Source organism: Actinospica sp. (genome assembly GCF_035552695.1).
In the GTDB taxonomy this organism is placed as follows: Bacteria; Actinomycetota; Actinomycetes; order Streptomycetales; family Catenulisporaceae; genus Actinospica.
In genome coordinates, this window is the sequence record NZ_DASZKT010000157.1 from 1 (window position 1) to 12,220 (window position 12,220).

Sequence of the window (12,220 nt, forward strand, 5' to 3'; positions counted from 1 at the left end):
AGCTGGCGCTGGCGATCATCATCGCCATCCTGCCCGTCCTGGTGCTCTTCCTGTTCTCCCAGCGTGCCCTCGTCTCGGGCATGCTGGCCGGTTCGACCAAAGAGTAAGACCGCGATTTCCCCTTCTCGACCATCTCGACCATCTCGACCACCTCGACCAATGACGTCTCGGGAGTGAAACCATGCGCACCTCCAGACCCGCGCGCGCGTTCGCCTTGGCGACCGCGATAGCCGCCGGGTTCCTCGCCGGCCCCCTGGCGGCGGCCTCGTCCGCGACGACGGCGCCGCTCACCTTCACCGCCTCGCCCAGCGGTAACGGCACCGTCTGCTCCGCCGCCAGTCCGTGCTCGCTGCAGACGGCGCAGCAGATGGTTCGGCAGGCCACCAGCACCGCGCAGAGCGACATCGCTGTCGTCCTGCTGGGTGGCACCTACCGGCTCACCAGCACGTTGTCCTTCGACGCTTCGAAGGGCGACTCGGCCCCGGCCGGACACACCGTCACCTACGAGGCCGCCCCCGGCGCGCACCCGGTGATCAGCGGGGGCGAGCAGGTGACCGGGTGGACGCAGACCACCGGCGGAATCTGGCAGGCGAACGTACCGGCCGGCACCGACACCCGGCAGCTGTACGTGGACGGCGTCCGGGCCAACCGCGCCTCCGGTTCGGTGCCGGTCGGCCTGACCCAGACCGCCACCGGCTACACCGCCTCCGCCACCACCCTGGCCGGCTGGGGCAACATCTCCAACGTCGAATTCGTGTACAACGCCAGCTGGACGCAGATGCGCTGCGGTATCGCCTCGGTCTCCGGCACCACCGTGACGATGCAGGAACCCTGCTTCCAGAACGTGACCCTGAAGCAGTACGGCATCAACGCCGGCACTCCCAGCTACATCGAGAACGCCAAGGAGCTGCTCACCCAGCCCGGCCAGTTCTACCTCAACCAGTCGTCGCACACGATCTACTACATGCCGCGCGCGGGCCAGAACCCGGCCACCGCCGACGTGGAGATCCCGAACCTGCAGACCCTCGTCTCCGGGACGGGCACCGAGGCGAACCCGTTGACGGGCCTCGCTTTCGCGGGCATCTCCTTCGAGTACGGCGGCTGGACCGCACCGGACGGTACCGACGGCTTCGCCGAGGTGCAGGCCAACATGCACCTGACCGGGAGCGGCGCCTACGCCAACCAGGGCACGTGCACCCGCTTCTCCACCACCAATCCCGGCACCTGCCCCTACGGCGCCTGGACCATGACGCCGGGTAACGTCGTGTTCGACCACACCTCGGGTCTCACGATCACCGGCAGCACCTTCGAGCACCTCGGCGCCGCCGGCCTGCAGTTGGGCCAGGACGCCGACGGCTCGACGATCCAGGGCAACGAGTTCACCGACATCTCCGCGAACGGCATGGAGATCGGCAACGGAACCGACGCGGACCCGACGGATGTCGCCCTGCTCCCGGCGAACAACACCATCGCGGACAACTGGGTGCACAACGTCGCCGTCGAGTACACCGGCGGCGTGGGCATCTTCCAGGGCTACACGCGCAACGACGTGATCGAGCACAACCAGATCAACAACGTGCCCTACAGCGGCATCAGCTCCAACTGGGGCTGGGGCCGGACCGCGACCGAGGCCACCGGCAACAAGATCCTCGACAACCTGGTCTTCGACTTCCTGCAGCAGCGCATCGACGGCGGCGGCATCTACGTGCTCGGAATCGAGGGCAGCTCGATAGCCAGCGGTCTGACCATCAGCGGCAACGTCGTGCGCTATGCGGCCGGCGCCGTCGGCCACGCCATCTACACCGACGGCGGCAGCGAATACATCACGATGACCGGCAACGCCATGTACGGCAACAACATCCCGTCCATGGGCGGAAGCTACGAAGGCGCCGGAACCCCCTACGGCGACTTCGTCTTCACCGGCAACTACGCCGAGAACACGACGCCGGACTGGCCTGCCGGCAGCCCGACGAACGCCACCATCAGCAACAACACCCAGGTCTCCTCGGACGGCACCGGGGTGCCCGCGTCGCTGCTCGCGAACGCCGGGCTCGAGCCGCAGTACGCGTCCCTCGCGGCCGCGCCCGCCGGCGTCGCGCCGGTGAACCTCGCCCTGGGCAAGCCCGCGCAGGCGCAGTACATCGACGGCAGCACCGCGCAACTGCAGCCCGGAGATCAGGTCTCGTACGCCACCGACGGCAATCCCGCCACGGCCGTTCAGGCCACCGGCCAATTCCGCTGGCAGCTCGTGGTCGACCTGCAGCAGTCCACGACGCTCGGGTCGATGACGGTCAGCATGCCGCAGGCCGCCTTCGGCACCGCCTTCCACGTCGACGCCTCGACCGACGGCAGCACGTGGACGACGGTCGGCACCGTCACCAACAGCGGCTGGGGGACCATCCCCGTGGTCTTCTCCTCGCCGCTGACCACGAGATATCTGCGGATCGTCGCCGACCTGCCGAACAACGGCGGTCAGGTCGGTGGCCAGATGGCCATTACCGAGATCGGCGCCTATGCCCCGACTGCCACGCAACCTGATCTGGCCCTCAACAAGCCCGCCCAGGCGTTGTTCATCAACGGCACGCAGGCGCAGATGCAGGCGAACTCGCTGCCCTCCTACGCTGACGACGGCAACACGAGCACCTACTCGCAGGCGGCCCAGCAGTACCGGTGGATCCAGCAGATCGACCTGCAGCAGCCCCAGTCGATCAACGTGATCACGCTTCTGCAGCCGACCGGCACGTACACCGCGTACGCCACCGCGTTCCACGTCGACGTCTCACTCGACGGTTCCGACTACTACACCGTCGCCCGACGCACCGACGCCATGGGCGGCATCACCGGCATCCAGCTCGACTCGCCGGTCACGGCACGCTACATCCGAGTCGTCGCGGACCGTCCCGACGACGGCGGTCAGACCGGCGGCCAGATGGCCATCAGCGAACTCTCGGCCTACAGCCAGTAGCCGTAACTCGCTCCGACCCACGACCGGCTCCAGCCCGAGGCTCTCGGGCTGGAGCCGGTCGCGCGTCGGCGCCGTCCGTTACGATCAGGACTGGAACACGGCAGCGGGGTGCCGTGGCACGAGGGATGAAAGTGAAAGGAACGGGGATGAGTCGGATCCTGATCATCGGCGGCGGAGTGGCGGGCACGGCCGCCGCGCTGGCGCTGCACAGGGCGGGCCGCGAGCCCGTCATCTTCGAGGCGCATCCGCAGACCGCGAAGGACATCGGCGCCTTTCTTATTCTGGCGAGCAACGGCATGCGTGCGCTGACGCAGATTGACGCGGCGGACGCGGTGGCGGCGGCCGGCTTCCAGCTCACCGGGATGCAGATCCTCGACGCCACCGGCGCCGAGGTGGCCAAGACGCCGCTCGGCGAGTCCAGTGACCCGCTCGCCGCCTATCGTTGCCTGCGCCGCGCCGAACTCAACCGCGCGCTCCAGGCCGAGGTGCAGCGCCGCGGCATCGAGATCAGGCACGGAGCGCGGCTCGAATCCGTCACCGAAGACGCCTCGGGTGTCACCGCCGTCTTCGCCGACGGCAGCACGGCGACCGGAGACCTGCTCATCGGCGCCGACGGGCTCAACTCCACCACGCGTTCGCTGATCGACGCCGCAGAGCCCGGACCGCACTACGCGGGCCAGCAGGTGTTCTACGGCTACACCACCGAGGCCGCGCCGCCGAGTGAGCCGGAGCGGATCACCATGATCCGCGGCAGTGCCGCGGCGTTCGGCTACACGGTCTCGCCGACTGGCGAGACATTCTGGTTCGCCCGCGTGTCCGGCGAAGCGGCTTCCGCGCAGGAGATCGCGGAGACCACGCCCGCGCAGTGGCGCGACCGCCTGGTCCCGCTGCTCTCGCGCGACGCCACACCGGCCGCTGCCATCGTCGCCGCGACCGGCACGGAGCTGATGGTCACCAATGCCTGGGACCTGCCGCTCGGTGTGCGGTGGAGTACGGACCGAACCGTGCTCATCGGCGACGCGGCGCACGCCGCCTCCCCGGCCAGCGGCCAGGGCGCCTCGATGGCGCTGGAGGACGCTGTGGTGCTGGCCAAGGCACTGCGCGATTCCGCGTCGATCGGAGCGGCGCTGGCGACCTACGATCGGCTGCGCCGATCCCGGGTCGAACGGAACATCGTGGTCAGCGGCCAGCTCACCGGCGGCGCACCGGCTCAGGCTCCTGCTCAGGACCGGCAGGGCCCCGAGCGGCGCGCCTCCGGCATCGACGAGGAACTGGCCCGACTGCTGGAGTGGGACCTGCCGCTGGACAAGCCGGAAACTCAGGAGGCTGACGTGACCGAGGTGCCCACGAAGGAACAGCTCGCGCAGCGCGAGGCGGAGTACGACCGCTTCCACAACGCGACCGATGCGCAGGGCAGCACGTTCAAGCGGCTGCGTGCCGAGGCGTGGGGCGAGGAGCATTGCGAGGAGGTCGATCCGTCGAGTTCGTGCTCGTGGTCGCTGCTAGGCGACATGATCGCACGGCTGCGGCTCGCGCCGGGTGAGCAGCTCGTCGACCTCGGCTGCGGGCGCGGCGGCACCGGCCTGTGGCTCGCCCGGGCGTTCAATGCGCGGCTGACCGGCGTGGACGTCTCGCAGCGCGGCGTGGAGATCTCCCGTCGCCGTGCGCCCGAGTTCCTGCCCGCGGGCCGCGCGGAGTTCCGTCGCGGCACGTTCGAGCAGACCGGGCTGCCGTCCGCCTGCGCGGACGGCGTGGTGAGCATGGACGCGCTGCCCTTCGCCTTCGACCGCGACACCGCGCTCACCGAGCTTCGCCGGATCCTGCGACCCGGCGCCCGCGCCGTCTTCACGGCGGTGCGCCGGCTGCCCGAGCACCCGTCGTACGACGCCGCGGAAACCACCTGGCCCGAACGGATCTCGCGCGCGGGTCTCGAATTGGAGGCCGAGACCGAGTACCCCGAGCTGTCCGGCATGTGGGGGCACTTCTACGCAGGCCTGGCGGAGCACGAGGCAGAAGTGCGCGCCGAGATGGGCAAGGAGGGCGCGGACCTCCTCTATGACGAGGTGAGCACCGTCGGCCCGGTCGTCGAATTCATGGTCGAGCTGCTCTTCACAGTGCGCCGTCCCGACAACGACTCATAGGTTTAGGTGGGCCGGAACTGCCGCTGCCCGCGACCACGATCACCCTGCCCGTCAACCAGACCACGATGAGCCAGGCCATCAGGTTCGACCGCTCCTCGGCGGTGACCGGCCCGGTGGCCGTCGATCTGCCCGAGCCGCCCGGCTCCTGGGTCCTGTCCGAGTCCCCGGCACTGTCCAGCGCCGGGCAACCGATCCAGACCAGTGCGATCCTCACCTGCTGGAGCCAGCTGCTGACCGAGCCTCCGGTCAAGGGCGGATCGGCGGGCTTCGGCCCCCTCGGCGCCTGCCTCGCGCCGCAGAACCTGCACGTCGCCATCACCTACCAGCCCGCCGACCGCTACTGGCCCCTGCAGTGGACTGAGACCGCCCTGTACAGCTCGCCGCGCTGCTCGCCGCCGCCTGCTTCCGGCGCACCCGGGGACCGCGGCTGAGGGCCGGCCGGCCGCGGATGAATAAGGGCCCGTATGCCGCTGAGGTCGAGCGCGTGGTCCGCGTCGGCTGCGCGCCCGTCCAGTGCCGTACACTGGTGGGAGTGAGAGCCATCAGGCTCCACGCCGCACGATCTTCATGCTCCCCGTGACTGCCGGGACGACACTGGCCATGCAGTCGGCACCGCTTGCTCGGTGCCTGTATGGCGAGCCGCGGCTGTTTCCACGTTCGGAGCACTCTATGGCGGTCCGCCGCCCCGCTCGATCCACCACGCCCACGTCCACGCCCACCTCCGACCCGACGCCCGACCGCGCGTCCAAGCCCGCGTCCACGTCCAAGCCCGCGTCGAACCCCGCGCCCACCCGCACCTTCGCCGAGCTCGGCGTGCCAGCCGCGCTGACCGAACTGCTCGCGGCGGACGGCATCACCACGCCGTTCCCGATCCAGGCCGCGAGCCTGCCGGACGCGCTGGCCGGCCGCGACGTGCTCGGCCGCGGCCGCACCGGCTCCGGCAAGACGCTCGGCTTCCTGCTGCCGCTGCTCACCCGGCTGGCCGCGACCCCGCGCAAGCGGCGCCCGAACCGGCCGCGGGCCCTGATCCTCGCGCCCACCCGGGAACTGGCCACGCAGATCCACGACGCCGCCAAGCCGCTGGCCGCGGCGCTCGGCCTGCGCACCACGACCGTCTTCGGCGGGGTCGGCGCCCGGCCACAGATCTCCGCGCTGCGCTCCGGCATCGACCTGGTCATCGCGTGCCCCGGCCGGCTGCTCGACCACGTCGGCGAGGGCCACGCCATCCTCGACGCGGTGGAGATCACCGTGCTCGACGAGGCGGACCACATGGCCGACCTGGGCTTCCTGCCGATGGTCAAGCGCATCCTGGACGCGACGCCGCAGTCCGGTCAGCGGATGCTGTTCTCGGCCACCCTGGACGCCGGTGTCGACCAGCTGGTGCGCCGCTACCTGAGCGACCCGGTGACGCACTCGGTCGACTCGGCGCACTCCGAGGTGCCGAACATGGCGCACCACGTGCTGCACGTCTCGGCGGAGCACCGGCTCGCGGTGCTGATCGAGTTGGCCGCGGCGCCCGGCCGCACGATCGTGTTCACCCGCACCAAGCGCGGGGCGAAGAAGCTGGCCATGCAGCTGGCCGCCGCCCGCGTGCCCGCCGTCGAACTGCACGGCAACCTCGCGCAGAACGCCCGCACCCGCAACCTGGCGGCCTTCGCCGAAGGCCGGGCCACCACCCTGGTGGCCACCGACATCGCCGCGCGCGGCATCCACGTCGACGACGTGGCGCTCGTCGTGCACGCCGACCCGCCGGTCGAGCACAAGGCGTACCTGCACCGCTCCGGGCGCACGGCGCGGGCCGGCGGCTCCGGGACCGTCATCACCCTGATGACCGACGCCCAGGTCGGCGAGGTGCGCGAGCTGACCCGGAAGGCGCGGATCAAGGCGGTCACCACCCGGCTCGGGCCGGGCGACCCGCTCATCAGCAGCCTGGCTCCGGGCGAGCGCAGCCTCGGCGCGCCCGAGCACATCGCGGAGCTGACCGGCAGGCCGTCGGCGGGGGAGCGGCCCACCGCCGCGCCCGCCGCTCGATCCGGGAACGGCGCACGTCGCCGTCGCGGCGGACGCGGGGCGGGCAGCGGAGGCGGCGCGGCGCAGAACGGCGGCGCGAAGAAGAGCGGCGAGGCGAAGAAGGACGTCGATCCCGCGGCACGCACCTCGGGCGGCAGGGGCGCGGGGTCCGCACACGCGCACTCGTCCAGGTCCAGCGCCGCCGCGGTCTCGCAGAACTTCCGCAGGCGCGGCCCGGCTCGATAAGCCTCGGTACCGGTGCCGCTGGATCCCGTCCAGCGGCACCGGGCTACCGCAGGACGAGCCTGCGTAAGGGCTTTTCTATGTAGTCGTGCAGGACCCACACCGCGGCGAGGGATATCGTGAACGACGCCATGGCCGCGACCGATCCGATGAGCCAGCCTTCATGCGGATGTGCCCGGAGGACTTACTCGCCGGTCCGCATGACGATCAGATGGATCATGTAGAAGGCGAAGGAGAGCTCGCCGAGCTTGACCGCGCGCCGACTGCGCCACGGGGACGGCTCGCTCCTGATATCGGCGAGAGCCACTGCGGCTATCAGGCACATGATGCCGATCGCGGTGCACGCCTCGTAGCGATACTCGGCGTGCACCTGGTAGGTCAGGAAGTAGCCGACGATCGTTGTCGCCAGCGACACCGCGACCCCCGGCCCGCGCCAGCGGCCCGCGATCACCACCGCGCGAGTGCCATCCCGAGCAGGAACTCGGGCGGCCGCTCGAGTGGAAAGTAGTAGAGCACGAAGTTCAGGGAATGCGCCGGGACCAGGTGGCCGGCGAGCTTCGGCATCAGGAATTCGAGCACGACACAGCCGGCGACGACGATCGAATTCCCGCGGCCTCCCAAGCGTCTCAGCAGATTGATCATCAGTGGGAACAGGAAATAGAAGCAGGCCTCGCAGGACAACGACCAGCTCACCGGATTCACGCTCTGATAGAAGGAGCCGTTCGGGAACCATGCCTGAGTCAGCGTGAGGTTCGCCGCGAGCTGCCCGAGACTCGGTTTGGTACCCGGTGTGAGGGTGAAGGTGAGCGTGAGGGCGAGGAGCGCCGTCATGAGATGCAGCGGGTAGATTCGCGCGAACCGCCTGCGCCAGAACTGGACGGCCCGGGTGGTCGGCGGCGTCGACCAGGAGAGAACGAAGCCTGACAGGACGAAGAAGAAGGACACACCGACGTCGCCGGCGCCGAATGCCCAGTTCACCCTGGATGCCGCAGGCCCGCCGAAGTACTCCACGACGGAGACGTGGTAGAGGAAGACCAGGAGCGCCGCGCTCCAACGCAGGCCGGTCAATGAAGGCAGGGTCGTGGCAGAGCGTTCGCGGCCGCCGCCGGTCTGGTGGCCCTCGCCCTCGGTGGCGTTCCGAAGTTCGGATGGCCGCGCGACTTTTTGCGTGCGGTCGCCAACCCCGAGCGATCCGGACCGGCGCTGGCCTCGATCGCACTCGACGACCGGTGGTCGGTCCTGCGCGACGGCGCGTTCGTGGTGCGGGACAAGGTGATCGAGGTACAGCCCGTCGCCCAGGACCGCGACCGGGAACGCCGTCTGTGGGACGCCACCGCCCAGCTCCTCGAGAAAGCGGCCGCCGCCCCGCTGAGTGGACGGCGAGCCCGGGCGCGTTCTACGGCGTGACTACGACCTTGCCGTGGACGTGGCGTCCGGACTGCAGTGTGACGGCCTCGCGGATCTGTTCGATCGGGAAGGCCGCGGCGATGGGCACGGTGATCTCCCCGGCGAGGATCGCATCGGTGATCTGCCGCATGGCATCCGGTCCCGCGTCGAGGCCGCCGGTGGCGCGCACGCCGCCGGGGGGATTGGGGCCCGCGGCGATCGTGGAGATCCGTTCGGGCGCGATGCCGAGCGCCAGCGCGGTCTCGGCCGTCTCGGTGCCGAACAGGTCCGTCGCCGCGGTCACTCCGCCTCCGTCACCGGTCAGCGCCCGCACCCGGTCCGCCAGTCCCGGGCCGTACGTGATCGGCTCGACAGCGAACTTCCGCAGGAACTCGAAGGTCTCCGGCGAGGCCGTGCCGACCACGGTCGCACCCGCGAGCTTCGCGAGCTGCACCGCGAACACGCCCACACCCCCCGCGGCGCCACCGATCAGGACGGTGTCGCCGGACCGCAGGTCGATCGCCGCCAGGGCCGCGGCGGCGGTGAGGCCGGCCACCGGAAGGGTGCTCGCCACCTCGTCGCTGATGCCGTCCGGCGTGTGGAAGAGCGCGGCGGATGGTGCGGTGGGCGTCTTGATCACCAGGAAGTCGGCGGCGGCGCCCAGTGCGCCGCCGAAGACGCGGTCGCCCACGGCGAACCCAGTGACGCTGTCGCCGATCTCGCCGCCCTCCCCGATCTCGCCGCCCTCCCCGACCTCGTCGACGACGCCGGCGAAGTCGTATCCGAAGCCGGACGGCACGGAGATGCCGAACCGCGCCGCCGCCTCGGGCTGGGAGGCGAAGACCCAGTCCATCGGATTCAGCCCGGCGGCGGCCACGCGAACGCGCACCTCGCCCGGACCGGCGTGCGGCTCCGGGACGTCTCGCAGCTCCAGCACCTCGGGGCCACCGAACCTCTCATAGATGACAGCACGGCTCATGAGCCAACCTCCAACGGGGGCATGACGGGACTTGGTCCCATCATCGTACACCAAGTGATGGGACCAAGTGCCGTACACTGGTGCCATGGCCCGCTGGCAACCGAACTCATCACAACGGCTGGCCCTGGCCGCCCTCGAACTGTTCGAGGAGCGGGGCTACGAGAACACCACGGTCATCGACATCGCGGAGCGCGCGGGGCTGACGAAGAGCACCTTCTTCCGGCACTTCCAGGACAAGCGGGAAGTGCTCTTCGGCGACGACGCGATGGCCAGGACGCTCGCCGACGCGATAGTCGCGGCACCGGCGACCGCCGCCCCCCTCGAAGCCGTGGCTCATGCGCTCGAAGCAGTCGGCAGGCAGATCTTCACGCCCGAGCGACGCGAATTCAGCGCCCGCAGGCGAGCGGTGATCGCCGCTCACCCGGAACTACAAGAACGCGAAGCGCTCAAGGGCCTGGGCCTCACGGCATCGATGACCGACGCGCTCACACGACGCGGCATCCCCGACCTGACCTCGTGCGTGGCCGCGCAACTGGGTGCGCTCGCCTTGAAGATCGTCTACGAGCGCTGGAGCGACACGGCGAACGGCGACGGATTCAGCGAAGCCGCCCGGCGCGCACTCGACGAGGTGCAAGCAGCCAGTCAGGCCATGCCGCGCGGCTGAGCGGGCAGTTCGCCCTGCTGCCCCGCTTCAATTTCGCTACTTCATGCCGGCGGCGCGGAACATCCGGTCGTAGATGTCCTGTAGTACGTCCTGCTTGCGGCGGTTGTAGTCCATCACGTGGCCCCCGCCGGGAACGGCCTGGTGTTTCGCCTGCTCGTAGCGGTCGCGCTCGTCGGGGTGAGACCGCAACCAGTCGCGGAACATGAGATTCCTGATCGTCTCCGGGCAGTCCGGGCCGAACACGTGCAGGTTCACCTTCGGATTCGGCAGGGTCAGACAGCGATGCTGGTGGAAGGACGGTTCTCGGATGACGAGGGCGTAGCCGAGCCGTTCCAGTGGCGGCACGTAGCGGTCCTCGTCCGTCGGGTCGGGCACCGTCAGGTCGATGTCGATGACGTCCTTGGCGGCCAGCCCGCGTACCGAGGTGGATCCGACGTGTTCGAGGCCGAGGGCCACCGCACCCAGCGCCGCGCGGATGTCGTCGGCGAGCGCTGCGAAGCGGGTGGGCCAATCCTGGTTGTAAGGCACGATCTCGACCGCGGAAGGCTTCGGCGGCCCCAGGACCCACGGGTCCTCGCTGGGGTCCGGTTCGTGGTGACGGGTGATCTCCTCGTCCGTGGGCACCCGCCACAAGTTAGCAGCGTGGTGTCGGATTGCGGCGGAGGCGTTCGTAGTAGGGGTGAGAGGCCGCCCGCGAGGGGCGCCGTCGTAATACCGGGAGTTGACATGAAGCTGACGACGACGATCCAGATGTCCGTCGATGGAGTGATGCAGGGAAACGGCGGGCTTCATGTGGAGGACCGCAGGCTCGGATTCGAGCGCGGGGGATGGGCCAGGCCGCTGTTCGACCACGAGGCCATGGCCTACGTCGACCAGCTCTACCAGCACGCCGACGCGTTCCTTTTCGGTCGGCGGACCTTCGACATCTTCGCCCCCTACTGGGGTGCGATGGCGAATTCGGCCAGCCCCATCGCGGCGGCGTTGAACACGCGGCCGAAGTACGTCGCGTCGAACACGCTCACCGACCCGAAGTGGGCGGACACGACCGTCCTGTCCGGTGACGTCGCGGCGGCCATCCGCGAGCTGAGAGCCAAGCCTGGCGGTGAGCTGCAGGTCCACGGCAGCGGCGACCTGACCCGGTGGCTGCTCGGCAACCGGCTCGTCGACGAGATCAACCTGCTCGTCATCCCCGTGGTCGTCGGCCAGGGCACCCGGCTGTTCCCGGAGAACGGCCTGGACATGGCGCTTGAGCTGGTCGATTCGCGGGCCTACCCGAAGGGCATTACGTTGCAGGTCTACCGGCCCGGCGGGCGCCCGCAGTACGCGACGGACGTGCCGAGCCCGGGCGAATAGAAATCCGGGCGGCCGTGTCGGATCGGGGCGGCGCCGTTCGTGGTACGGGTGAGCGGCCGCCCGCGAGGGGCGTCGCCGAAGCGCAGGAGGATGCGAGATGCAGTATCTGGTTTCCGTGATCACCGACTCGACCGACCTCGCCAGCTCGGAGGAGCAGGCTGCGATCGACGTGTTCAACGACCGGCTGCAGGCCGAGGGGCACTGGGTGTTCGCCGGCGGCCTCGGGGGACCGAACACGGCCACGGTGATCGACAATCGCGGTGCGCAGGCGTTGTTCACGGACGGGCCGTTCGTGGAGTCGAAGGAGTTCCTCATCGGCTTCTGGATCATCGAGGCGGCCGACCTCGATGTGGCGCTCAAGCTGGCGGCCGAGGGGTCGAAGGCCTGCAACCGGAAAACCGAGGTGCGGCCGTTCCTGTGAGCGTGATCGACGTCCGGCAGGCGGTGACCCGTGCCCACCGAGAGGAGTGGGCGCGGGT

General features: G+C 69.9%; 12 protein-coding genes and 1 pseudogene. 9 read left to right on the top strand and 4 right to left on the bottom strand.

All coding sequences use genetic code 11. The annotated features are described in order from the left end of the window. The 5 genes and pseudogenes from VG296_RS32950 to VG296_RS19060 form a co-directional block, all read left to right on the top strand. A pseudogene (locus VG296_RS32950) lies at positions 1-107 on the top strand (carbohydrate ABC transporter permease); the annotation flags it as partial. A 74-nt stretch (positions 108-181) separates the two neighbouring features. Further along, entirely contained in the window at positions 182-2,965 is a 2,784-nt protein-coding gene (locus VG296_RS19045) for a discoidin domain-containing protein (protein WP_325567409.1), read from the top strand. 146 nt (positions 2,966-3,111) lie between these two features. After that, positions 3,112-5,106: an FAD-dependent monooxygenase gene (locus VG296_RS19050; protein WP_325567411.1), complete on the top strand. Its 1,995-nt coding sequence runs from the start codon at positions 3,112-3,114 to the stop codon at positions 5,104-5,106. Between the two features lie 65 nt (positions 5,107-5,171). Next, a complete protein-coding gene (locus VG296_RS19055) occupies positions 5,172-5,537 on the top strand; it encodes a hypothetical protein (protein ID WP_325567414.1) in 366 nt (121 codons plus the stop codon). Positions 5,538-5,775: 238 nt separating this feature from the next. Beyond that, positions 5,776-7,362, top strand: coding sequence for a DEAD/DEAH box helicase (locus tag VG296_RS19060; RefSeq protein WP_325567416.1), 1,587 nt, complete (start codon positions 5,776-5,778; stop codon positions 7,360-7,362). A 181-nt stretch (positions 7,363-7,543) separates the two neighbouring features. On the opposite strand, the gene VG296_RS19065 is transcribed toward VG296_RS19060, so the two are convergent. Then, entirely contained in the window at positions 7,544-7,774 is a 231-nt protein-coding gene (locus VG296_RS19065) for a hypothetical protein (protein ID WP_325567418.1), read from the bottom strand. 32 nt (positions 7,775-7,806) lie between these two features. Next, the gene (locus VG296_RS19070) at positions 7,807-8,427 is read right to left on the bottom strand and encodes an acyltransferase (protein WP_325567420.1); all 621 of its coding nucleotides are present in this window, start codon (positions 8,425-8,427) and stop codon (positions 7,807-7,809) included. Between the two features lie 45 nt (positions 8,428-8,472). Here VG296_RS19070 and VG296_RS19075 point away from each other — a divergent pair, with 45 nt between their 5' ends. Then, entirely contained in the window at positions 8,473-8,766 is a 294-nt protein-coding gene (locus tag VG296_RS19075; RefSeq protein WP_325567422.1) for a hypothetical protein, read from the top strand. Here VG296_RS19075 and VG296_RS19080 read toward each other — a convergent pair. Then, a complete protein-coding gene (locus tag VG296_RS19080; RefSeq protein ID WP_325567424.1) occupies positions 8,756-9,724 on the bottom strand; it encodes an NADP-dependent oxidoreductase in 969 nt (322 codons plus the stop codon). The genes VG296_RS19075 and VG296_RS19080 overlap by 11 nt on opposite strands. An 85-nt stretch (positions 9,725-9,809) precedes the next feature. On the opposite strand from VG296_RS19080, the gene VG296_RS19085 reads away from it, so the two are divergent. Beyond that, the gene (locus VG296_RS19085) at positions 9,810-10,388 is read left to right on the top strand and encodes a helix-turn-helix domain-containing protein (RefSeq protein ID WP_325567426.1); all 579 of its coding nucleotides are present in this window, start codon (positions 9,810-9,812) and stop codon (positions 10,386-10,388) included. Positions 10,389-10,424: 36 nt separating this feature from the next. On the opposite strand, the gene VG296_RS19090 is transcribed toward VG296_RS19085, so the two are convergent. Then, complete coding sequence (locus tag VG296_RS19090) at positions 10,425-11,012, bottom strand: GrpB family protein (RefSeq protein WP_325567428.1); 588 nt, start codon at positions 11,010-11,012, stop codon at positions 10,425-10,427. A 102-nt stretch (positions 11,013-11,114) separates the two neighbouring features. Between VG296_RS19090 and VG296_RS19095 the strand changes: the two genes are divergently transcribed. Both VG296_RS19095 and VG296_RS19100 read left to right on the top strand, forming a co-directional pair. Next, positions 11,115-11,741, top strand: coding sequence for a dihydrofolate reductase family protein (locus tag VG296_RS19095; RefSeq protein WP_325567430.1), 627 nt, complete (start codon positions 11,115-11,117; stop codon positions 11,739-11,741). A 97-nt stretch (positions 11,742-11,838) separates the two neighbouring features. Beyond that, positions 11,839-12,162: a YciI family protein gene (locus tag VG296_RS19100; protein ID WP_325567432.1), complete on the top strand. Its 324-nt coding sequence runs from the start codon at positions 11,839-11,841 to the stop codon at positions 12,160-12,162. The last annotated feature ends 58 nt before the right edge of the window (positions 12,163-12,220 follow it).

What these genes read in the sequence shown, in the direction of transcription:
- VG296_RS19045 (WP_325567409.1), top strand. Translation starts at nt 182, where the DNA reads ATGCGCACCTCCAGACCCGCGCGCGCGTTCGCCTTGGCGACCGCGATA.
- VG296_RS19050 (WP_325567411.1), top strand. Translation starts at nt 3,112, where the DNA reads ATGAGTCGGATCCTGATCATCGGCGGCGGAGTGGCGGGCACGGCCGCC.
- VG296_RS19055 (WP_325567414.1), top strand. Translation starts at nt 5,172, where the DNA reads ATGAGCCAGGCCATCAGGTTCGACCGCTCCTCGGCGGTGACCGGCCCG.
- VG296_RS19060 (WP_325567416.1), top strand. Translation starts at nt 5,776, where the DNA reads ATGGCGGTCCGCCGCCCCGCTCGATCCACCACGCCCACGTCCACGCCC.
- VG296_RS19080 (WP_325567424.1), bottom strand. Translation starts at nt 9,724, where the DNA reads ATGAGCCGTGCTGTCATCTATGAGAGGTTCGGTGGCCCCGAGGTGCTG.
- VG296_RS19085 (WP_325567426.1), top strand. Translation starts at nt 9,810, where the DNA reads ATGGCCCGCTGGCAACCGAACTCATCACAACGGCTGGCCCTGGCCGCC.
- VG296_RS19095 (WP_325567430.1), top strand. Translation starts at nt 11,115, where the DNA reads ATGAAGCTGACGACGACGATCCAGATGTCCGTCGATGGAGTGATGCAG.
- VG296_RS19100 (WP_325567432.1), top strand. Translation starts at nt 11,839, where the DNA reads ATGCAGTATCTGGTTTCCGTGATCACCGACTCGACCGACCTCGCCAGC.